This is a genomic window from Shewanella sp. GutDb-MelDb, assembly GCF_002836075.1.
In the GTDB taxonomy this organism is placed as follows: Bacteria; Pseudomonadota; Gammaproteobacteria; order Enterobacterales; family Shewanellaceae; genus Shewanella.
The window spans coordinates 1-22,509 of record NZ_PJBM01000235.1 but is presented as its reverse complement, the minus strand read 5'-3'; the positions used below and the strand labels follow the sequence as shown (position 1 = coordinate 22,509).

Annotated in this window: 21 protein-coding genes and 1 pseudogene; 8 read left to right on the top strand and 14 right to left on the bottom strand. The window is 42.6% G+C overall.

Translation table 11 applies throughout. From position 1 onward, the window contains the following. Positions 1–151: 151 nt before the first annotated feature. The 4 genes from rihA to CXF82_RS14640 form a co-directional block, all read right to left on the bottom strand. Positions 152–1,114, bottom strand: coding sequence for a pyrimidine-specific ribonucleoside hydrolase RihA (gene rihA, locus CXF82_RS14655; RefSeq protein ID WP_102038111.1), 963 nt, complete (start codon positions 1,112–1,114; stop codon positions 152–154). A 313-nt stretch (positions 1,115–1,427) separates the two neighbouring features. Further along, positions 1,428–2,630 carry an ammonium transporter gene (locus CXF82_RS14650; protein WP_102044446.1) on the bottom strand — a complete coding sequence of 401 codons (1,203 nt, stop codon included), beginning with the start codon at positions 2,628–2,630 and terminating at the stop codon, positions 1,428–1,430. A 466-nt stretch (positions 2,631–3,096) separates the two neighbouring features. Continuing rightward, positions 3,097–3,996, bottom strand: coding sequence for a pyridoxamine 5'-phosphate oxidase family protein (locus CXF82_RS14645; RefSeq protein WP_102038110.1), 900 nt, complete (start codon positions 3,994–3,996; stop codon positions 3,097–3,099). 9 nt (positions 3,997–4,005) lie between these two features. Continuing rightward, positions 4,006–4,440, bottom strand: coding sequence for a VOC family protein (locus CXF82_RS14640; protein WP_102044445.1), 435 nt, complete (start codon positions 4,438–4,440; stop codon positions 4,006–4,008). Between the two features lie 131 nt (positions 4,441–4,571). Here CXF82_RS14640 and CXF82_RS14635 point away from each other — a divergent pair, with 131 nt between their 5' ends. Further along, complete coding sequence (locus CXF82_RS14635) at positions 4,572–5,105, top strand: TetR/AcrR family transcriptional regulator (RefSeq protein ID WP_101093173.1); 534 nt, start codon at positions 4,572–4,574, stop codon at positions 5,103–5,105. A gap of 117 nt (positions 5,106–5,222) precedes the next feature. Here the strand turns inward: CXF82_RS14635 and CXF82_RS14630 are convergent, their stop codons facing one another. Continuing rightward, positions 5,223–6,308 (bottom strand): DUF3083 family protein, encoded by a 1,086-nt coding sequence (locus CXF82_RS14630; protein ID WP_101093175.1) that lies wholly within the window; start codon positions 6,306–6,308, stop codon positions 5,223–5,225. A 350-nt stretch (positions 6,309–6,658) separates the two neighbouring features. Between CXF82_RS14630 and CXF82_RS14625 the strand changes: the two genes are divergently transcribed. The 5 genes from CXF82_RS14625 (at position 6,659) to CXF82_RS14605 (ending at position 9,444) form a co-directional block, all read left to right on the top strand. Continuing rightward, complete coding sequence (locus tag CXF82_RS14625; protein ID WP_101093177.1) at positions 6,659–7,276, top strand: cytochrome c oxidase subunit 3 family protein; 618 nt, start codon at positions 6,659–6,661, stop codon at positions 7,274–7,276. A 3-nt stretch (positions 7,277–7,279) separates the two neighbouring features. Next, positions 7,280–7,537, top strand: coding sequence for a cytochrome C oxidase subunit IV family protein (locus CXF82_RS14620; RefSeq protein ID WP_232775150.1), 258 nt, complete (start codon positions 7,280–7,282; stop codon positions 7,535–7,537). A gap of 133 nt (positions 7,538–7,670) precedes the next feature. Then, on the top strand, positions 7,671–8,480 hold the full coding sequence (locus tag CXF82_RS14615) for a CbbQ/NirQ/NorQ/GpvN family protein (protein WP_101093181.1): 810 nt from the start codon (positions 7,671–7,673) through the stop codon (positions 8,478–8,480). Positions 8,481–8,492: 12 nt separating this feature from the next. Then, positions 8,493–9,125: a cytochrome c oxidase subunit 3 family protein gene (locus CXF82_RS14610; protein WP_232775151.1), complete on the top strand. Its 633-nt coding sequence runs from the start codon at positions 8,493–8,495 to the stop codon at positions 9,123–9,125. A gap of 31 nt (positions 9,126–9,156) precedes the next feature. Further along, on the top strand, positions 9,157–9,444 hold the full coding sequence (locus CXF82_RS14605) for a cytochrome C oxidase subunit IV family protein (protein WP_102038107.1): 288 nt from the start codon (positions 9,157–9,159) through the stop codon (positions 9,442–9,444). 111 nt (positions 9,445–9,555) lie between these two features. Here CXF82_RS14605 and CXF82_RS14600 read toward each other — a convergent pair whose 3' ends face one another. From CXF82_RS14600 to CXF82_RS14575, 6 genes are all read right to left on the bottom strand, one after another. Beyond that, positions 9,556–9,924 (bottom strand): hypothetical protein, encoded by a 369-nt coding sequence (locus CXF82_RS14600; RefSeq protein WP_101093185.1) that lies wholly within the window; start codon positions 9,922–9,924, stop codon positions 9,556–9,558. 27 nt (positions 9,925–9,951) lie between these two features. After that, positions 9,952–10,173: a DnrP protein gene (locus tag CXF82_RS14595; RefSeq protein ID WP_101093187.1), complete on the bottom strand. Its 222-nt coding sequence runs from the start codon at positions 10,171–10,173 to the stop codon at positions 9,952–9,954. Positions 10,174–10,198: 25 nt separating this feature from the next. Beyond that, positions 10,199–12,040 carry a nitric oxide reductase activation protein NorD gene (locus CXF82_RS14590; protein WP_102044444.1) on the bottom strand — a complete coding sequence of 614 codons (1,842 nt, stop codon included), beginning with the start codon at positions 12,038–12,040 and terminating at the stop codon, positions 10,199–10,201. Between the two features lie 82 nt (positions 12,041–12,122). Next, entirely contained in the window at positions 12,123–13,511 is a 1,389-nt protein-coding gene (locus CXF82_RS14585; RefSeq protein WP_101093191.1) for a cbb3-type cytochrome c oxidase subunit I, read from the bottom strand. Between the two features lie 3 nt (positions 13,512–13,514). After that, positions 13,515–13,961, bottom strand: coding sequence for a c-type cytochrome (locus CXF82_RS14580; protein ID WP_101093193.1), 447 nt, complete (start codon positions 13,959–13,961; stop codon positions 13,515–13,517). A gap of 452 nt (positions 13,962–14,413) precedes the next feature. Continuing rightward, positions 14,414–15,307, bottom strand: coding sequence for a LysR family transcriptional regulator (locus CXF82_RS14575; protein ID WP_102044443.1), 894 nt, complete (start codon positions 15,305–15,307; stop codon positions 14,414–14,416). A 96-nt stretch (positions 15,308–15,403) separates the two neighbouring features. On the opposite strand from CXF82_RS14575, the gene CXF82_RS14570 reads away from it, so the two are divergent. Together CXF82_RS14570 and CXF82_RS14565 are read left to right on the top strand one after the other, a co-directional pair. Beyond that, on the top strand, positions 15,404–15,730 hold the full coding sequence (locus CXF82_RS14570) for a putative quinol monooxygenase (RefSeq protein WP_102044442.1): 327 nt from the start codon (positions 15,404–15,406) through the stop codon (positions 15,728–15,730). Next, on the top strand, positions 15,727–16,707 hold the full coding sequence (locus CXF82_RS14565) for a Gfo/Idh/MocA family protein (RefSeq protein WP_101093198.1): 981 nt from the start codon (positions 15,727–15,729) through the stop codon (positions 16,705–16,707). The genes CXF82_RS14570 and CXF82_RS14565 overlap by 4 nt, the downstream gene beginning before the upstream one ends. Before the next feature lie 303 nt (positions 16,708–17,010). On the opposite strand, the pseudogene CXF82_RS14560 reads toward CXF82_RS14565, so the two are convergent. The 3 genes and pseudogenes from CXF82_RS14560 to CXF82_RS14550 form a co-directional block, all read right to left on the bottom strand. Beyond that, positions 17,011–17,256 (bottom strand): annotated as a pseudogene (locus CXF82_RS14560) (DUF3083 family protein); the annotation flags it as partial. 138 nt (positions 17,257–17,394) lie between these two features. Beyond that, complete coding sequence (locus CXF82_RS14555; RefSeq protein ID WP_180961214.1) at positions 17,395–21,105, bottom strand: response regulator; 3,711 nt, start codon at positions 21,103–21,105, stop codon at positions 17,395–17,397. 28 nt (positions 21,106–21,133) lie between these two features. Beyond that, positions 21,134–22,180, bottom strand: coding sequence for a response regulator (locus CXF82_RS14550; RefSeq protein WP_102038100.1), 1,047 nt, complete (start codon positions 22,178–22,180; stop codon positions 21,134–21,136). Positions 22,181–22,509 lie beyond the last annotated feature (329 nt).

The following is a 22,509-nucleotide window of genomic DNA, read 5'->3' as shown; positions in this document are numbered from 1 at the left end:
TGATACAGGGCAAGATAAGGATTGACTATATTACGGATAAATATCTAAAGGAGCGCATGCAATATTGCGCTCCCTTTTCGATTACCATTCTTTGTGCAGACCCGCCCTCTTACAGTATGGCTGGCGTCTGGCTCTCGTATTAGCGCTTATATTAGCTTTCGTTGTTGTAAGCAGTTAAGCATTCAACAATCAGATCAACAAAGCCTGCTCTATCAATATCGCACAGCACCTGAGTATTGTGCGGACGTTCAGTCAGTTGATATCGGTCAACCACCGTCATGCCTTGGGTGTATTCGCCCTTAGTTTCAATCCCGACCCAGCAATCATAAGAGGTAAATAACTCAGGCTTAAGCAACCAAGCGATGGTACAAGGATCATGCAATGGTGCACCTTCAAAGCCCCACTTAGGGTCTCTGTGGTAAATCATGAAGAAATCGAGCAACTCTGCTACGCACTTGGCGACATGATTGGGAATTTTTCTAATGCGCTCAATATCTTCATCCATGATTTGCGCTTGGTGGGTAACGTCTAATCCGCACATGGTGATGGGAATGCCCGCCTTAAACACCATATCAGCGGCTTCTGGATCAACAAAAATATTAAATTCAGCCGCAGGAGTCCAGTTACCAGCAGCTGCCGCCCCGCCCATCAAGACGATACGTTCAACTTTGCTATGCAGCTCTGGGTAAGTTGATAGGAACAGCGCAATATTAGTCAGCGGCCCAGAGGGGACCAAGGTGACGGGCTCGTTGCTAGCACGGACTTTTTCCGCTATCAATTCTATCGCAGACTTATTTAGCGGCATAAAGCTGGGTTCAGGCAGTTCAGGACCATCGAGACCGCTCTCACCATGAACATTATCAGCAATAATAAGCTCGCGGGATAATGGCTTGATAGCCCCACCAGCAACAGGAATATCACTGCGACCGAGCAAGGTCAGGATCCGCAGAGCATTGTTCAAGGTTTTATCTGGCGTTTGATTACCGGCGCTGGTGGTCACTGCCAAAGGCTGCAGTTTACTGCTGCTTAACGCAAGAATAAGTGAGATGGCATCGTCATGCCCTGGATCGCAATCGAGAATAATAGGCTTTGGGGAATGAGCTATATGGGGCATCGTTAGACTCCGCTAATCGGCGTGTTATAAAAAATAGATAAGCAACATCCTAGTGAGTTGTTATAGAAAAAACTGTGACCTGTTGTCGGGTTTTAGGGGCCAAGTGACCCATCGTGTTCGCTTTAAACATCCGTTTTCCCGTCTAATTGGTCCGCCATTTTAATCCCTCTATACAAGGTGGTTAAGCAATTTGATGATCCGCAAAGATCGAGTCAGCCCCCATTTAGCGACTAATGGCTGGCCAGTTCATTGCTGTCCCTTAGCGTTAAATCCATAACCTGATAGCTAAACGCATTGCTGGCTAAGGTTGATTTTACTTATCAAAGCTAGTCGAACCGATTTTATGAATGGCTAAATCGGCGCCGATATATTCATCTTCCTGGCTTAAACGTAAGCTTGATATCTTATTGATGATGCCATAAATAATCACGCCGCCAATTAAGGCAAAAGCAATACCGGTCACGGTGCCCACTAACTGCGACATAAAGCTAACACCACCGAGACCGCCAAAACTTTGTTGACCAAAGATACCTGCAGCAATACCGCCCCAAACACCGCATAAACCGTGTAATGGCCACACGCCTAATACATCATCAATTTTAGTGCTACGCTGCAATTTAGTGAACACCATGACAAACAAGCCACCGGCAACACCACCCACAACAAATGCACCGATAGGGTGCATTAAGTCTGAACCTGCACACACAGCGACTAAGCCTGCTAATGGGCCGTTATGAATAAATCCAGGGTCATTCTTGCCGACGATAAGCGCAATAATAGTTCCGCCCACCATCGCCATTAAGCTGTTGAGTGCCACCAGTCCGCTAACACCATCAAGGGTTTGCGCTGACATCACGTTAAAGCCAAACCAGCCGACGATTAATATCCATGAACCTAATGCTAGAAAAGGAATACTTGAAGGTGCAAAGGCAACGCCCGGTTTGCGGCCGCCGCGAACACCTAAAAAGTAAATCGCCACCAGTGCTAACCAGCCACCCATCGCATGGACAACAACGGAACCGGCAAAGTCGTGGAATTCAGCCCCGAAAGTGCTCGCTAACCAAGATTGGTAGCCAAAATTACCATTCCAAATCATACCTTCAAACAACGGGTACACGAACGCGACGATAAGCGCTGAAGCAAATAAGAAAGGACGAAAGCTACCACGTTCAGCAATACCACCTGACACAATGGCAGGAATGGCCGCGGCGAAGGTTAGCAGGAAGAAAAATTTCACTAAATCATAGCCATTATTAACCGCTAAGGCATCAGCACTCACAAAGAAATGGCTACCGTAAGCGATTTGATAACCAATCACAAAGTAGGCTACGGCTGAAAAAGAGAAATCAGTTAATATTTTCACTAAGGCGTTAACTTGGTTTTTATGTCGAACCGTGCCGACCTCTAAAAAAGCAAAACCGGCGTGCATGGCTAGCACCATGATTGCACCAAGTAGGATAAATAGCGTATCTGCGCCCTGCGCTATCACCCCAATAGCATCACTAATATTGTCCATTGCTGCTCTCCAAAGCTATTCTCTTTTTAATTTCATAGACTTAAGAGAGCAAAAACTATTCCCACTTTACAAAACCGTTACATCAATTAATTTCATTATTGGTGCAACAGGGTAAAAGTAGCGTACTAACAGACAGTTCCGTGAACCATTAAGGTGCAAGATGTGCGCTTTATTAGCGTGTAAGGGGTATTTTATTGACAGCCAAAAATAGAACTTTGTTTCAATTTGGTGCAATAACGAATCAAGACAGTGCAATAAACAACCATTAATCATCTCAGGTTAAATTCATTTATCGCTCATTTAGGCCTAGCGTCAGCTGCAAAAGTCATCAAGATTGGCCGAGTAATCTACGCCATCCTATTTTAGAGCCGGAGATGCGATTTAAACCGATAAATCTCCCCCCAGAGCCAACGATTAAAACCGCAATGGTATATGACCGATAACTCCCAACGCCATAGCGCAAATCTTACGATGGAATAGCTTCAATATAAGCTAAGCCATTCGCGATTTGTTCAACTTTAATTGGCGTAAAACAAAGCGTTCGTTCCGCCGGTGAAGTCTCATCATGCCAAATAATCTCACTGGTTACTGTTATCTGTAGTACACCGCCTTGTTGCCAATCGCAAAATAATAGACTGGCAGTGGGGTTCTCAAGCAAATTACCTAACGTGTTAAAAAAGCCATTACCCACATAATCAGGTACCAGTAATTGTCCCGCCGCATTAATCGATACAAAGCCTGCAGAGCCGCCACGGTGAGAGATATCGGCGCCGCGGTTATTGAGCCGTTCGCCATCGTTAAAGCTGCTGGCAATAAAGAAGGTGTCTGCCCCCGTAATGAGCTGTCGATCTGTTTCACTAAGCTGGGCACGGGTGTCAACGGCAAACTCACCATAATGGCGGTTGGCCGCGAATTTTTTTGGTTGAATGTATTTCGGGCAATTGCCGAAACTTTGTAGCACCTCAACTCGAATATATTTTTGAGTGACATCAGTAATGATACCGTTGATACGATTACGTCGTTTAGTATCAAACTGGATCCCAAGTAACCCAATACGGTCACCCACACTCAAGTTATCACCGATAACATCGCCTAGAGACTGCTGAGTGTTGATCACTAGCTCGACTTCAGAGGGCGATTGGATAAAACCTGGCGAACCAAATAGCACACTGGCACAAATGTCTGATTGATGATCGCTATAGCCGATAAAAATCATCGACTGAGATTGGTAAAAATCTCGATGCTGTTGCGGCATAAATTGCCGAATAAATTTAGGTCCCACAGCAGCCATACGTTTATCCGTTCCTGCCCGCTGCTGCACAGCGATCTCACCTTTATGCCAACTTGGCGCCAGTTCGTTATCCATATTAGCTCCTTAAGCACTGATTAATTCAAGTCTAATACCACCGGGGATCAGGCACATCATGTGTTTAAAAGGTAGTTGCCCTAATGGCTCTGGCGCAAACTCAATCTCCACATCATCAAGAACTGCTAGCTGCAGATGCAAGCGTTCTAGCTCCTCGATATTAGCGACCTTAAGGGCAAAGTGATGCAGACCAACATTGTTTTTACGATCAAAGGTCGTCATATTTTCGACCGAGCTAATCTGCCACAGCGTCAACATAACAGTACCGTCAGAAATAAAAATGGAAGGATAGTCAGCATTTCCGCCTATTTGAGTAAAGCCCAACTGCTCAATAAAAAAGACTGCTGTTTGCTTGATATCTGGCACGCTGAGACCGAGGTGATGAATCCCTAACGTACTAATGGACTCTGCTTTGGTGGCTGTATCTGTTGTTGTGCTGCACATAGTAAATTACCTTTTTTTGTATTGTTGGAATAAAGGGTGAACAGGTCTGTACACCACTATAGGTGAACAGACTTGTTTACGTCAAGTTGAAAGTTGCTATAATGTCAAAACAGCAGCCAAGGTAATCAACAATGCAACCAAGAAAACAACACTTAATCGACACCGCATTAGCGCTATTTAATGAGCACGGATATCACGCTACTGGCATTGATTTAATTTTGGCGCAATCAGGGGTGTCAAAAGCGACCTTGTATAAACATTTTCGCAGCAAAGATGAGTTGATTTTGACCGTGTTGCAACAGCGCCATGAGCAGGTATTAGCCATGCTTAACAGTAAGGTTGAACAAGCAACAATCGCAGGTAAGTCTGGCGTATTAGCCATATTTGATGCGCTACATGAATGGTTTAATAGCGACACATTCTTTGGCTGTAATTTTATTAATGCCAGTGCTGAATATGCTAAAGCGGATAATTTAATACACCTGTTTTCCGCCAAGCATAAGCAGAGAATAGTCGACTTAATCGCCGCGAATTTGCCAGAAGATGAAGCAGAAACGGCGATTCAAATAGGTTTACTAACAGAAGGGGCTATTGTGATGGCGCATACTAGCGGTAATAAGAACGCCGCGATGATAGCCAAAAGCATAGCGGTAAAACTCATTTAGCTTAAATAGCCAATGAATTAACTTTCTAGCGCCCAGTAAAAAGCGAACCTATCAGTTCGCTTTTTAAACAACAATCTTGGGTGGCTATGTTATTCAAGCCACTCTGACAAAGGCTTATTAGCTGATTAACTGTTCAGGACATTGATAACTAATGTGTTGATGGAACCGTACTATGAGTTCTTGACGTGATTTATCTAACGCCAATTCAGCCGCAAAGTTCTTTAGCGCTTCTTCAACCCGATTCAAATAACGGCCAAGCCCACCATCTTTGGAGTCTTTCACTCCTGCCGCAATAGTAAAGCTAACCATTTCAACTAAGTGGTCACCCTGCCAATGACGAATAAATTGTTGCTCTTCAACATTGGGGTCAAAGCCGAGCATTTGTACTTCGTCGGTACCATCAACTTGATCGTATTTACTGTTGCGTACTAGTGGTGTGAGTCCATTAGCCACCATCGCGATTCGATTTAGCTGTTTGGCTGATGTTGCTTGGATAAAGGCATCTTCTAGCTTTTGATACAGTGGTGTAAAGTCATTTGCATCTGCTGGCAACATAGCTTGTTTAAGCATACGGCTTAAAGGTAGTTTTACCGTGACATAGCATAATGAACCGTGATCGGCAGGCAGCGGACAGTGTCTGGCTTTATATCTGTCGCTAATTGAGCGCAGTTTATATCCATAACTCTCTTTACTGCCCTTAGCTTTGGCGAACAGATCATAAGATAAATGTTGATGATCGCGGACTTTAATGGTGAGATCTTTTTCTGGCAATTGCGGCATCAATTTTGCGATAAAAGACTGCACCTTTAGATGAAGGTTAGCCGAATTACTGCGAATATCTTCACCCGTCGCTAAAAATACAATCCTGATTTTGCGTGCGCGATAGTCGTCCTGACTATGCAGACTTTGTGCTTCATGATACTCAGGATTATAGAAAAATATGATCTGCTCTGCGGTTGGAAAGCAATACGCTTCGGTGTGAAAACGCACCACGGGTAACTTATCATTAGTGATCACATGAATGTTATATAACTCTTCTTGCTCAGCAAGATTAAAAATGGCGCGACTAAGCGTCTTATAACACGTTTTGTAATCGGGGTAATGGGCCAACAAAGCATCCGTTACTTTGATTTCTGCAGTGATGTATTGATTGCTTCGAACATCCTTGGGTATGTACACTTTTTGCTGATGGCTAAGGGACATATATACTCCTTTGATAAGTTAACCATGTTTAGCTTGGCGCCAATGGTAGCGATAAACGCTGACGATAACCCTGCGGTAAGACACGCTTTTACCTGCTGGCAACATAATACCCGTCGAATATGATTTATTTCTTAAAATCAAAATGTAAATGCTCAATGTAGGGATAAAAGTAATCATCATGGCTAGCCATGTCGTTTTTAGAACCTCGATTTATATCCATGTTATTCGACTCACTCGCCGCACATTAGCAAGCCTGTGTATCAACAGAACCGCCCCAATCTGTTTTGCATTATTCAACTAAACTAAGGTAAATAAGAATTGGTCAAAAGGGCTTTTGATGATCAGTACCGATGAATAGTGAGCCCCCAAAAGCGCCTTTGGGTATTTTTCCAAGTTCATGGAGTGAACAACGGGCGGGTCGAATTCCGGGCCATATTCCGATATGGGTGGGGATCCTGTCTGAATTAACCGAATTTGGCATTTTCTTTGTCGCCTATTTTATTGCCAAATACAACTACCCAGAAGCCTTTTCCCAAGGTCCCCAAAGTGTAAGTACCCTCGCTGGGGTGACTAACACATTGATACTACTTTCCAGTAGTTACTTTATCGCAAAAGCCATGATCAATATTAGGCTAGACAATCGAGCCAAGTGTGAAGTCTATCTGTGGCTCACTCTGGCTTGTGGTTGTTTGTACCTATTGGTGAAGACAGGCGAATTCTATTGGAATCATCAACAGGGCTTTCGCACCAGTAGCAGTCAGTTTTTTACCGTCTATTACTATATGACTTTTAATCATTTTCTCCATGTGGGGTGGGCAGCATGCGCGGTGTTGTGGGTTATTTTTCGTTTGCGTCGAGGGGCCTACTCAGCGAAACAGCATTCAGGTCTAGAAGCATTAGCCATGTACTGGCACATGATTGATTTGATGTGGATCCTTATTTTTCCACTCTTGTATGTTCTAAGGTAGGCCATGATGAAATCTTTTGGAAAAATGGAGTATTGCTGGTGGACCCTGATTGGAATAACGCTATTTAATACGTTTTTGGGTGAACAATTCAGTTCTTCAGCGTTGGTTAGCATCTTGGTGGCATTGACCGTGATGTGTAAGGGATTAATGATCATCGATCATTTCATGGAGTTACGCCATGCCCATCGCTACTTGCGATTAATGATGCGTGTTTACCTTATTTTTTTCCCATCCTTGATTGTCGTAACGACCTTTTTATGAGCCACCTATCTTATGGAATAATTATAAACTCGCTTTCTAAGGAACCAGCCGAGCTGTTTTTCTGCTAAACATTTGATAAATGCTATATTTAAATAGATTTATTTTTGAGTAGTATCGAATGTTAGGGACCAATATGACCTTTTCAACTACCACAGCTATTGCTATTAAAGACCCTATATTCTATCAGCAGCAAGACAAGGAAATACAGCTCTTCGAGTACGCGTATTCTCATCAACTGCCATTGCTCATTAAAGGGCCAACTGGCTGTGGTAAAACACGTTTTGTCGCTCATATGGCGGAGAAACTTGGCAGACCTTTATACACAGTGGCATGTCATGATGATTTAACCGCCGCTGATTTAGTTGGACGCCATTTGATTGGTCCAAATGGGACTTATTGGCAGGACGGACCGCTAACAAGGGCAGTAAGAGAAGGCGGTATTTGTTATCTCGATGAAATTGTCGAGGCGCGTAAAGATACCACTGTGGTACTGCATCCCCTGGCTGATGATCGTCGCATATTACCCATCGAACGCACCGGAGAAGAACTCGCTGCAGCGCCAGGCTTTATGCTGGTGGTGTCTTATAATCCTGGTTACCAAAATATTCTAAAAGGAATGAAAGCGAGTACTCGGCAACGCTTTGTCGCATTGCGTCTTGGCTATCCCGATCCTTTGCTTGAGAGCCAAATATTGATGACAGAATGTCAAATAGAGCAAGACTTAGCGGTTAAGCTGATTGAATTGGCAGGCTCACTGCGCAGACTGGACTGTGACTTAGATGAGGTGGCTTCTACCCGCTTGTTAATTTATGCGGCGCGAATGATATCCAGTGGTATGTCGCCGTTAGCCGCATGTCGCAGCTGCCTAGCGGAGCCCTTATCTGATGATATCAGTACTGTCGAAGCGCTCATGGATGTAGCGCGCCTGTACTTCGACTGTTAATGCCCTCTAGCGATGAAAAGTCATAACATGGTCAATACTGGATCCAATCAGGTACCGACTGCTGATGTCGCGAGTGTGGTATCAAGCCCACGGCCATATTTGCCCGGTGATTTAGCCATGTGGTTTTTTATTTTGGCGGAATTGACAGTATTCGCTATTTTTATTATTGGATTTGCAGTCACACGGCAGTTGTATCCAGATATGTTTCAACAGGGACAAACCTACCTGCATCCCGTCGCGGGGGGGATTAACACCGTTGCATTAATCTCCAGCAGTTGTTTGGTCGCCTTAAGCTTAAATGCGGTAAAGCATTCTCGCCAAAATTATGCTGCTGCGCTATTGGGCGGGGCGTTACTCACAGCGAGTGTCTATTTAGCGGTGAAATCATGGGAATATAACGAGTTAATCCAACAAGGATTTGGTTTGTCGACCAATACCTATTTTACCTTGTATTTTTTTATCACAGCGTTTCATTTCATGCATGTCATTCTCGGGATGATCATCTTAGGGTCCATGGCATTCAAAACCACAAAAGGAGCCTATCAGGGCAAGAGCCTTTCCGGTTTTGAGTCAGGTGCATGCTACTGGCATATGGTCGACCTCGTGTGGATCATTATTTTCCCACTGCTGTACGTCATTAACTAATGATCACTAGGCTAATGCGAGGCTGCAAAATATGACCCATCATCAAGGCCTCATTCTCCGAGTTTATCTCTATCTGATTATCCTGACATCCGCTTCTGCTTATATGGGCAGTGTCGCGCTGGACTCAAGTCATTCCTGGTTGCAGGGTATGGAAGAGGTTATTTTAGCCAGCATCATGCTGTTCACATTGATAAAGGGACTACTGATCGTTGATGTCTATATGGAATTGAAACAGGCGCCACCATTGTGGCGCAACTTACTGCGGGCCTATGTCATCTTACTGCCGATAACGATTGGCTTGATATACCTCTTATTTTAAGTGTTGTGCCGCCTACGTACAATTGAACAACTGATTAAGCACAAGATTTAGTATATGACTTAATCCACCAAGTATTAGCCTCTATATCTGCTTTCGCTATGGTATCAATAACTACACTTGCTTGTAGCCCATTTTATTACCCGCCCACGCTCGCACTAACATCCATACGGAAATAAGAATAAATACCGCGTGCACTGAGATAAAATAAGTAATGACAAATACCCAAGTCATTCCGGAATTTAAACCCCCAAATAATATTATCAGTGCACTCACGAGTATTAATGCCGTTGCGGCGGCTAAATTCAACTTAATGGCAAAATTGAGGTGATAAGTGGCAAAGGAATTGGCCGCAAAATTATTGATTTTGCTGAGCAACACGATAAACGATAGCAGCGGCAAAAAGGTGAGATTGAGTAGCGACCACAAGGCGATTGCAGACGCTTGTTTTATTTCTTTTTGATCGTATTTATTTATTTTCATGTTTACATACCTGTCTGCTGACATCCGTTATCTGGGTAAATAAATGATCATCAGTAAGCAAAATAACGCAATGAATACAAAGGCCCATAAAAACACTCTGGTTTTGTAAAAACGGCTACTAGGGTGAGCTTTTGGTAAAGCCATGCCGCAGTGGCAACAGACCGGCACGGGGTCGGTCAAATAACTCGTCGTTTCGCTATCAAGTGTATTTTCAGTCTGACAATACAAACAGGGTACTTTTTCAATCATTTAGGCCTCCTTTGCTCAATAAAATCTAGTAAGAAGATTGAGTCAGTTGATGATACAGCTGCGGTAACTTTGTCGGTAACTGGCTCGGATCAAAGATAACGCTGAAGCCATTATGACCAAAAATGTAAGGCAGATATTGATCAGCCTTTTGATCTATAGTGATACAAAATGGAATGAGCCCAAGGCGGCGGGCAGCAATAATCGCTTGCTTGGTATCTTCAATGCCATATCGACCTTCGTAATTGTCGATATCATTCGGCTTGCCATCAGTCAAAATAAGCAGCAATTTTCGGTGGTGTGTTTGTTCCGCCAAAATATTGCTCGCTTGGCGGATTGCTGCCCCCATGCGGGTATAAAATCCTGGCCGCAAACTCAGAATGCGGCCACGTATATGATCATTGTAGGATTCGGAAAAGTTCTTTAACAGTGTAAACCGAACGTGATGCCGCTTTACCGATGAGAAACCATACAGTGCAAATGGATCGCCCACAGCAGCCAAAGCTTCACTGAATAACAGCATACTGTCCTTAATCACATCAATAACCCTAAGCTCATTATTAATGTAGGCATCTGTCGACATCGAAAGATCTGAGAGTAACAAGCAGCTGATGTCACGCTGGCAGCGCTGAAAGCTACGGTAGAGTCCGGTGTCTTGCGCCATTGAGGTCTGACTTTCAATATGAAAATCCAACCAGGCGGTTAAATCAATTTCATCTCCGCTCGGCTGAGATTTCTGCCAATTTTTAATACTTTGCAGTTGCTGGAATTGTTGGCGTATTTTTTTGGCGGCCGAGTGTAATGATGACGGCAATGCCAGTGGCTTGCTATCGCGGGGTAACATAGGTTGCAATAGACAGCGTTCGGCAACCAGTAGGTTAGATTTATAATTCCACTCTGGCAGTGTAATGCCTTTCCCTAAGGGTAAGTCATCCTCAATGGCTGCCGGTAAATCGAGATCTATTTTAAGCTTGGCAGTTTTTTGCTTTGAGCCCTTTGCCACTGTAATAATATCAAGGTCTTCTGCCACTCTTTGGGCATCATCATCTTCGGTATCGTCCTCGGCCCGATTCACTCGTGAAAACTCGCTCCATGAGAACAAATTTTCTAAGCGAAAAACCATCAGACTATCTTTGGTGTCATCTTCCTCAATTCGTTCTGATTTTTTTCTAGCCTTTACGCTTTGCTGCTTCTTTGCCACTGATGAACCTTGCTCTTCTTCGCAATCAATATCTGCTGCGCTAAAGGGGTTCGCTTTGACGTTCTCATTAGGATATAACCAGATATAAATGGCTTGAGGTGCGTAGTGGGCAACCGGAAATTCAATAATAGATTCAGGATGTGTTATTGCTTGGATCACTGCCCGTTCGAGCGGTTGTAAGGATTTAGGCAATGCTTCAATAGGGACTCGTTGCTTGAGTATTGCAGCCACCAGCCGTTGGTAGCGTGGCCTTATAGCGGGGTATTTACAGAGTACTTTTGCTACGACTGTTTGATTGTCTCTGGCCCAGTGAGTGAACTGTTCGGGGTAATGCGGGGCAAGAGCTGCAAGCCAAAGGTAGAGTTCTTTATTCAGTTCTGGCGTATCAAAAATAGCGATGGATTGCGGCAAGCGCAGGCTGGTTTCATCTTGCCAAGCAAGGCTGACTTGTTGCTTGGCTCCTGAAATTTTATCGATAAACTTTCTATGGGCATAATAATCACGCGGTATAGCGGCTTCGACGCGTTTTGTCGGTGAGCCTCCGAGAGCACGAAAAATCACCCCAACCGATTTCTTGATATCATCAAATTGAACTCGGGCATGATCAAATTCAGTGTTGCTCTTTTGCACAATGAATTTATGCCAAATACTCCCAACCCATTCTTCCATATATGGTTAACCATGGTGATAAAAAATAGGTGGAACTAGCGTCGATAGCAACTCAGCACTAGCTCCATTTGATTAATTCAGTCTATTTAGCAGCTTTTCTGTCGACCAGAAAGTTGCACATATAGGTGATTAAGCCTATCAAGAATATAATCCCCGTCGCTTCTCGTGCCCAATAGAAAATCGATAATTTATCTTGGGTTTCCATAAAGCTTAATGCTTCGCCGCCTTCGGGTAGACGTTGTAACCAGACCTGCAATACCCCAGCTCCAGTTAAGAACAGCGTAATGAAAACCATGGCAACCGTCATTAACCAGAAGCCCCACATTTCCAGCACTTGTGCTTTTTTACTCGATGCTTCGCCAATACCGCGTAACTTCGGCATCGCATAGGAAATAATGGTCAGCACTATCATTGCATAGGCACCGTAAAAGGCCATATGGGCATGTGCCGCGGTGATTTGCGTACCGTGAGTGTAGAAATTGACCGGTGCCAATGTATGTAAAAATCCCCAAACACCCGCGCCAAGGAATGCCATGACTGCCGTGCCTAACGCCCACAGCGTGGCTGCTTTGTTCGGATGTTCTCGGCGGCGATTGTTCACCATGTTGAATGCGTATAGCACCATAGCAAAGAAAGGTAGAGGCTCTAACGCAGAGAATACCGAACCCACCCACTGCCAGTATTCAGGCGTGGCTAACCAGAAAAAGTGATGCCCTGTCCCCAGCAGGCCGGAGATCAATGCCATTGCAACAATCACGTACAGCCACTTCTCAATAATTTCTCGGTCAACGCCAGTGATCTTGATCAGTATAAAGGCGAGGATCGCACCCATAATTAATTCCCACACGCCTTCAACCCAGAGGTGGACAACAAACCACCAATAGAATTTATCCAACGCAATGTTGGACGGATTGTAGAAAGAGAATAGGAAAAACACAGCCAGTCCAATGAGGCCGGTGATCAGTACCATATTGATCACCGTCTTTCGGCCGCGCAACATCGTCATACCGATATTGAACAGGAACCCGAGGCAAACGACGACAATACCAATTTTAGTAATGGTGGGTTGCTCTAAAAACTCTCGCCCCATCGTCGGAAAATACTCATTGCCCGTGATCTCAGCCAGTCTAGAATAGGGAACCAACAAATACCCCAACACGGTGAGTGTGGCAGCTACGGCAAATACCCAGAAGAGCAAGATAGCGAGTTTAGGGCTATACAATTCAGTTTCAGACTCTTCGGGCACAAGGAAATAAGCGGCACCCATAAAGCCAAATAATAGCCAAACGATGAGCAAGTTAGTGTGCACCATTCGAGCAACGTTAAAGGGAATGACCCCGGCGAGAAAATCTCCCACCACATATTGCAAGCCCATCACCAAGCCAAATATGATTTGTCCAGTAAACAGAATAAGCGCAAATACAAAGTAAGGTGTTGCAACCGATTGTGATTGATATTTTAAAGTGCTCATGCCTTAACCCTCAATGTTCGGTGGCCAGCTGTTAACATCTATTTCAGCGGTAAATTTTAAGAACTCTGCTAAATCGTTAACCTGTTGTTCCGTTAAATTAAATTGAGGCATTTGTCGGCGTCCAGGGACACCAAGAGGTTGAATTTGCATCCAACTTTGCATAAAGCCTTTAAATGCATCGAGATCACCGCCACCGCGGCGATAATAAACATTCCCCAACTCCGGCGCATAATAAGCACCTTCACCAAGGAGCGTGTGGCAACCAATACAGTTGTTGTCTTCCCATATGGCTTTGCCGTTTGCAACGGCTTCGGTGAGATTCTCTCGATGATCAGATTTGGGCATTTCTCTGGTGGTATGCATAGCGAGGCCGGCAAACAACAGTAGAAAAAAAACACTGCCGCCATAGTATATATTTCGAGCCATACCTTTTGTAAAAGTGTCTGACATATTGCTATCCCTTATACTTATTTACTTTAGCTTTTGGTCGAAGGCTGGCTAAGTATAGACTATGGGGAATTATTCACTGAAATTAAGCGGACATAGTAAACACTGGAATACAGTACCGTCACCAGCTTAAACAATTTAGATTAAGACGCTGTTATTATTGATTTAATTAACCAACACAAGACAGTCACATCAAAGGTTCAATCGCGCTAGAACAGCCTATTTCACACGTGGAACAGCGAGTCTTATCACCGTTATGCAAACCAACATTTTTTATAAGACACCCATTTAAAAATATAAAATATCGTCGATATGATTGAGCTGAAATGTCAAAGAGTAGACGGAGTTTCATCTAAATTTGGTTGTACTTTAAGGCTTAGCCATCGTCATTGAGGAGCCTGTTGTTACCAACCAAGCGTGCCACTGAGAATAAGCATGGCAGGTCATATTATTGATTAGTCGAGCTGATTGTTTGTTGATAAGTTTTTGAGTACAAAATCTAGAAAAGTACGATTTTTAAGCGACAGCGTTCTGCTTCTGTAGACAAGGTGTATAGGTTTAGCTATTGGGGTAAATTCTGCCAATACCTCTTCTAATGCACCGAACTCTATATCCTTACAAACCAGTATTCTGGGCTGAAGAATAATACCAGCCCCATTCAATGCCGCAGCCCTAAGCGCATGCCCGTTATTCGATGCCAGCCGACTATTTCGTTTACTGAATGCATCCGTGCTTAGCTTAAAGCTTTGCATTGTTTGCCCCTGACTATAGACAAAACCCAAGCAAGAATGCCCTTTCAAATCTTCGAGTTCATCAGGCTTACCCTGGTTAGCTAAGTAAGCTGTAGAGGCACAAAAGCACAAATTGTAATACCCAAGCTTACGTGCAATTAATGTCGAGTCGTTCAACTCGCCTATTCTCAGCAAAATATCTGCATCGGATTGAAAAGGGTCAATCAGCGAATTATCCAATGTCATCTCAACATCAAGCAAAGGGTACTCCTGCAGAAAATCAGCGACTATCGGCGCCAACAGCTCACTGCCAAGGGTAACCGGACAATTTACCTTGATGGTTCCCATTGGCGTATTTTCAAGCATTTGAATTCGATTTTCTGCATCGACGATGTCTTCAATGATTCTCTTACACTCTTCATAATAGATCTGGCCACTTTCAGTTAACGACTGCTTCCTTGTCGTCCGATTCAAAAGGCGTGTTTCAAGTGATGATTCAAGAAACTGGATATGTTTACCGACCATGGTTGCCGACATATCAAAATAATTTGCGGCACTGCGAAAACTGCCATGCTCAACCACAGAAACAAACACTTGCATGCTTTTCAGCTTATCCATTACGCACTCACAGTTTATTAAAAATCAATTAAAGCTCACTTTATCAAACTTGAAGACTCAATTATATTGAGTTTTTTCCTACAAAGTGAATAAGCAATGACGATAGCAATAACAGGAAAGCTTTCTATAACAGCAGAGATAAAGATAAAAGACACTGTTGAACTGAATGACGGATTATTAGCCATTCAGAAATTTTGTGTCGATATGAACAGCGAACAAGGCTGTTTCCTTGCCGTTGCTCATCAAGATAATCAAGATCCAAGAAAAGTCATTTTGTGGGAAATATATCGAGATCAAACAGCATTCGATGAACATTTTAAGGCTGAGCATACTCAAGCCTTTATCAAAGAAGGCCTAACAGACTTAATTACCGCCTATCAAACACAACCAATGGCGACTCTACTCACAGGAGCTAACCAATGAAATGGGGAATAATAGGCACTAGTTTTATTTCTGGCATCATGGCTGAAGCCATTAATGGTGATGATAAAAGTGAGCTATACGCAGTCGCAGGAAGAACGCAGACAACATTAGATGAGTTTGCCAAAAGTTACGCGGCGCAAAAGTCCTATACTGACTACGATGCACTCATTAACGATCGCAATGTCGACATCGTTTATATCGCCCTGCCAAATCATCTTCATCATGAGTTTGTCGTTAAAGCTGCCGCTGCGGGTAAAGCGATACTGTGTGAAAAGTCACTGTCTATTGATATGGAAAAGACCGAAATTGCCCTAGCCGCCGTTCGGAAACACCAAGTCTTTTTTGCCGAAGGCTTAATGTACCTGTGCCATCCCTATATTGAAAAAGCACTCAGCGTATTAGCTTCGGGAGCCATTGGAGAGATAAAAGCCATACAAGGCTCCTACGTCGCGGCAATTTCTCAGTTTGTAAACGCCGACAGTAAGGGCGCCTTGTATAACCTGGGTTGTTACCCAATGTCACTGGCTTATCTCATCCTAAAGCAGTCGCTACCAGCAGGCGAACTGATGGACTACAGCGTATCAGCCATCGGCAGAAAAGGGGCTGACAACAATATCAGTGAATCCAGTGCAACTTTTCGTTTTGCGAATAAGGCCAATGTACAGATCCATACCGCGGAAGATTATGGGCTTAAACATGGTTTTACGGTGCTGGGTAGCAAAGGCTGCTTAACGTTTAATAGCAACCCGTGGCTTCCAGGCCAGAGCAATGAATTTGAAGTGGAAACCTACGAAGCGAACAAAGAAACCGTGACAGTAGATGCCGCAGGCGATGCCTTCTTCTATCAAGTTAGAGCGATACGTGAAGCGTTTGAGCGTGGGGATAAATCACTGCAAGCGCCTAAAGCTACGCCGGAAAGTTCAGCAGATATCATGAGATTATTAACCGACTGGGAGTCGAGTACCCAACTTAGTTAAAGCACTCGATAAGTTAGAGAACGGGTTAAGCGGGTATAGGTACAGTATTGATTGTCTCAATTCAGCAGCCACTTTAATTTACGGCCATGTGAATTGATGCTAGTGCAAAGAGTTTTATGGTAGCGCTTTCACTGATAGCCAATGACTAAAGCAGCGGGCTATCCCTGACTTTAGTCATCAACGCTAATAAAAGCTGATGCACAGACTCAAATTGGCTTCAAAAATAGAGGATCCTCTCGGTTCGCTATATATGATCACCTTGATGGGACTCACTGTGACGAAACGGATTAACAGTTCAGGACATTGATAACTAATGTGTTGATGGAACCGCACGATGAGTTCTTGGCGTGATTTATCTAACGCCAATTCAGCCGCAAAGTTCTTTAGCGCTTCTTCAACCCGATTCAAATAACGACCAAGCCCACCATCTTTAGAGTCTTTCACTCCTGCCGCAATAGTAAAGCTAACCATTTCAACTAAGTGGTCACCCTGCCAATGACGAATAAATTGTTGCTCTTCAACATTGGGGTTAAAGCCGAGCATTTGTACTCATTATAGATATCCATGAGTAAGGCTCAGAACCACTGAACCACTATTTTGCGGGTTATGCTATTACCTATTAATGTAGGCTAAAAAAAACAAGACTTTGCGGCTAATGGTTATTGCCTCGCCTTATCATCCAGTTGATTACTTTTGCTGTTTGATCGTATTTAAAATACCGATTGCTGCATCAAAATCGTAATTATTGATCGCACTTTCTAACTGCTTTAACTTGTTGTGAGACATGCCTAAAACACGTGTCGATTCCAGTGATTCGATGATAGTTAGCGCCTCGGTATCATTCTGCTCTAACGCACTCATTAGTGATTTGAACATCACATCATCTACCGGTTCAGATATCGTCTCGATAACAGGCTCAGTCGTCCCCGTCGGTTCATTGGGTAAAATGTCGTTTAGTCGTGCAACTAAATTATCAGACGCCTTTTGCAATTGATGTATATCACTATTCAACTCATCGATACTTTGAGTATCAACACTGTTAGCATCTGCTTTGATCGTGTCGATGTGGCTTTCAACAAGCCCACATAATTGATACACCTGAGTAAAATGTAGATTTCCAGACACCCCTTTTAAGGTGTGAATGTGGTGATCAACCTTGTCTAAATTATCACTGCCATCATAAATAGGGATCGTCACTTCGTTGTAAGATTCGACAAAATGATTGGCTAATTTAAAGTAGAGATTTTCATTGCCTATTAAGGCCTTAATCCCCCCAACCGCATCAATTTCGGTAATCGATGATAAGTGTGCGATCAACTCTTCATTATCATGAGTGCTAACAACCAGTGGCAATGGTTGGCTTTCTGATACGCGATCTTGAGGGCTAATCCAGTTAGCCATGATCTCGAACATGTCATCGATAACGATTGGCTTACCAATCAAGTCATTCATGCCTGAATCCAGCACTTTTTCTTTATCACCTGACATCACATTAGCTGTCATTGCAATAATTGGCAGTGTATTTTCTACCAGTTGCTCACGAATATGCTCAGTCGCTCTATACCCATCCATTACCGGCATTTGGCAGTCCATCAGTACGCCATCGAAGTGGTGACTCTGCAATTTATCAATTGCTTCTTGACCATTATTCGCCACCTCGACCGTCATACCATTGGTTTCAAGTAACTCAACGGCAAGCTCCTGGTTAATGAGGTTATCCTCAACCAACAAAATGTGCGCACCGGTTAACTTTTGAATGTTATGGTCATACATACCATCATGTATTTTTTGACGAGTTCGTTTTGAAGGCTCGTTGTCATATAACGAGAAAATTTCATCGTAAAGGGTTGAGTTGGTAAAAGGTTTACTTAGAATTTGATGGATTGGGAATTGATGCGCCTCAGCTTCAGACTGCACATCTTCAACTACACTGGAGGTCATGATGATAATTTTACATTTAGCATCAACAACCTGTAATAACTTTTTATACTGAATAATACTTTCATGGTGTGGTAAATTCCAATCAAAGAAAATAATCTCAATCGCTTGATTGGAAGTAAGCGCAGCCAAATATTCAACTTCAATATCACTAAATACGCCAACGTTAATCGTTTGACATTGCAAACTTTCTAATTGCTTATTAATAATTGTACATACTGCCTTGCTATCGTCATACACCAGTACGGTTTTATTTTGTATGTGAGTCGGTATCACTTTTTCTGACGTTTGTAGCTCACTTTGTTCTACGTCAATTTCGAAACTAAATACCGAACCATGGCCTAATTCACTTGATACCCCTATCTCACCACCCATTAAACTAACGAGTTGCTTACAAATAGCCAGCCCTAGACCTGTACCACCGTATTGACGGGTGGTTGACGTATCAGCTTGTGAGAAGGATTTAAATAACTTGTGCTGCTGCGCTTTGCTGATCCCGATGCCATCATCTGCTATTTCAAATCTCAACTTCAGTATATTGTTATATTGAGAGACTAAAATGATGGATAAGCTAATTTCCCCGCTCTCTGTAAACTTAACCGCATTAGCCCCTAAATTCACCAAGATTTGGTTAATACGTAATTGATCGCCTTTCAAATAACTTGGAATTTTGTCATCTAGATTGATCAGTAACTCAAGGCCTTTCTCTTGTGCCTTTCCACCAATAAGCACTTTAAATTCATCTAATAAGTCTTCTAACACAAAATCCGTTGATTCGATTTCTAGCTTGCCGGCCTCAATTTTTGAAAAGTCTAAAATATCATTAATAATTAAAAGTAATGATTGAGCAGAGTTATGTACCTTAGTGATGTAATTGTGCTGCTTTTTAGAAAGCTCTGTCGTTAACGCGAGGTAACTCATACCAATAATGGCATTCATGGGAGTTCTGATCTCATGGCTCATATTCGCCAAGAAGTCAGATTTGGCTTTATTCGCATTAGTCGCCTCTTCACTGCTTATCTTTAACGACTGAGATAACTCGACTAATGAGTGCTGGGATTTACGGATTAAAAAGGCCAGCATAAGAATAGAAAGGATAAATATGACACCCGCATAGGTCATGTAATCGGCCAAGTCCCTTGCTTGAGACATCTCGCCGAATCGAAATTCACGTAGTGACGATAAGATGTTATCTGCCGACAATGCGGAGCTGACCATCCCTTTAGAAATATCATCAAGCTCAGCGGTTACCACCACGACTTTTTTGAAGTTATCAAGGTATGACGCAATATTGGGGTACACCGTTTTAAAGACTTCTTTTTCATCATCTTCAATCAGCATACTTTGAATTTTTTGCGTGCGATAAAGTGCGCTTTCAAGTAATGATATGACTTCCTGAGCCAGAAACTCTTTTGCTTCTGCTGTTCGCGCTAAAGAAAAATCCCTATCAACTTGTCTGGCATCATTGATATTTTTTGTTAGCAAAGTAACTTCTTCAGACAACTCAAGTCGATTAGCCATCACCTGTTGCTTCTGCGTAACCTTTTCTTGCTCAGCTGAAAGCAGAGTCATTTTGTGACTTCGTAAATCAAGCGCAAGCTGCCCCAGTGCAGATGAGCTAAGGGCTAAATTTCTTACAATCGGGTTATCAATGCTAATTTTGTCCGCATCACGAAGCTTTTTAAGTTGCAATAACGACTCTTTATAGTGCAATTCAGCACTTTGTAGTTTTGATAACAATAAGCGACTGCTAGAGTTATCAATCCTATATGACAACTTGGTAATGTAACGATTTAGCAGACTCAGTTCTTCAAAGGTACTCTCATAATCTCGTTGACTTCTAAAAAGTAAAAAATCTTTACCATAGCTTCTGATGGACTCAATTATCACTGAAATTTCGTATGAAACCGAGGCGTTACCACTAATATTTCGGATTGTTTCCCTATAATCACTGACCTTGTCTTTGTCATAATTAATGTATTTTGTTTGCAAGCTTTGCAGTGCATCCGAACTTGAGGTTGCTTTACTTGCTTCTTCAACCATTTTAAAACGCGATGATTTTTTTTCTTTCGTCAGCGAAACGTATCGCTCAAAGCCCTGTTTATAGCTTTTAATTAAGTTTAATAATTCACCTGTTTGCGAACTGGTATTGAAATTTTCATTATGTAAATTTTCTACAATAGTTAGCGAAGCATCGATATTTTTTTCAGCTTCTTTTGCTTGCTCAGATAAATTATCTCGCGTAAATGATAACTCGTTGAGTCTAGCCCTATCTAAAGCAAGCAGTAACTGACCAGCACTGGTATAACGGTCGATAGATATAAATAATTGATTAACCCCTCCCCAAGCAGATAAACCAGCCACGAAAAGCAACAGAATGACGGCAATAAAGCCAAACATAATCCGACGAGAACGATTTAAGATATGACTGGAGTTTTCTTCTGGAGATCTCAATAACATATTTATATCCGTATACCTGTAAAAGTGCTTACCCTTTAATAAAATCGTTTCCATCAGAAAATGATGCTCTAATGTCCAGCAGTTTGGGGATAATCTTTATAAAAATGGGCACCAGCTGTGGATCAAAATGCTTGCCTGATTGATCCTCTATAAATTTGCATGCATCTTCTACACTCCAAGCTTTTTTGTACGGTCGTTCATTGGTTAGCGCATCGAATACATCGGCAAGCGCTACAATTCTTCCAGATAAAGGGATTTCAGTGCCACTTAATCCATTAGGGTAACCGCTACCGTCCCATTTTTCATGATGAGTAATCGCAATTTCTCTCGCTAATTCAAGTAAATCAGAGTTATTTCCGCCTAATATTTTTAATCCATATTCGGCATGCCGTTGCATTTCTTGCCATTCGTCAGCATCAAACTTTCCGGGCTTACATAAAATATGGTCGGGAATGCCTATTTTACCGATGTCATGCATCGGCGCTGCATTACATAATAAATCACACCACTTTGAGTTTGCACCATAAGCTTCAGCAATGAGTTTGCTATATTTGCTCATTCTTACAACATGCATGCCAGTTTCATTATCTTTATACTCAGCAGCACGACCTAGACAATTAATGATGTCGAGCTGATTTTTTGCGAGTATCTTGGTACGAATTTTAACTTCTTTCTCAAGCTCACACTGCTGAGAATATAATGCGAGATGGGTTTTTACCCTAGCAATCACAATTGAAGGACTGATAGGTTTAGTGATGTAATCAACTGCGCCCATTTTAAAGCCTTTTTCTTCGTCGACTGTTTCGGACTTCCCAGTAACGAAAATAATAGGAATATTAGCGGTTTTAGGATTGTTTTTTAAATAGCGACATACAGTATAACCATCCATGATAGGCATCATGATATCCAACAAAATAAGATCTGGTTTGAGTGCGCCCTCAGCAATACTTATCGCTTTCTCACCCGAAGTTGCCGCCTTTACTCGATAAACTGGAGAAAGAATCCCCGCGAGTAAATGGATGTTTGCTGGCCTATCGTCAACCACCAAAATCGTCATTTTCTCATCATATGACATAATAAAATCCATTCTGAGGTGTGCAACATTCTTGCTTGTATCACCATAAATTAAGTCGTTGCTAGCGCTAATATCAATAACTGACTCATGATGGCTTAGTCGTAGCTCTAGCGGGTCTCGATTATTTATCGGTATGTAACATAGTTTTTTACCCACTATCGGACATGATAAAGGCAAAGAGATAACGCATTTAGCTGTTCAACATTTTAAGGCTCGTTAGCACCACTTCCATCTATCAAAAAAACGGAAGCATGTTTCAACAATTAAATCCTCTTACTTACTAATATTTATAAATTATAACGATTAGTCATTATATGCCAGCCATTTAT